Source organism: Mesorhizobium sp. M5C.F.Ca.ET.164.01.1.1 (assembly GCF_004792125.1).
Taxonomy (GTDB): Bacteria; Pseudomonadota; Alphaproteobacteria; order Rhizobiales; family Rhizobiaceae; genus Mesorhizobium; species Mesorhizobium wenxiniae.
The window spans coordinates 1-285 of record NZ_SRTG01000595.1; the positions used below are offsets into that span (position 1 = coordinate 1).

Annotated in this window: 1 pseudogene; it reads left to right on the top strand. The window is 62.1% G+C overall.

The window, feature by feature from the left end:
• A pseudogene (locus tag EN807_RS37310) lies at positions 1–156 on the top strand (nucleoside/nucleotide kinase family protein); the annotation flags it as partial.
• Between the last annotated feature and the right edge of the window lie 129 nt (positions 157–285).

Sequence of the window (285 nt, forward strand, 5' to 3'; positions counted from 1 at the left end):
CCGCGGGGCGAGCTCGAGCGCCGCCTGATGGAGCGCTGGCGCGGCCATGGCCGCTCCGACGAGGACGCCCGCGCCTGGATCGCCTCCAACGACATGCCGAATATCGAGCGTGTGCTGGCGCGCCGCCGCGAGGCCGATCTGGTCATTGGTCAATGACCCTGGTGATTGGTTAACCTGCTCAATTTTCAATATTTTCGGACGGGAACCTTAAGGGTTCCGCGCCGTTATGCCCTATCCCGAATTATCCGGCGCTGAAGCAATTCCAGCAGCAGTGCGTGACGGTTT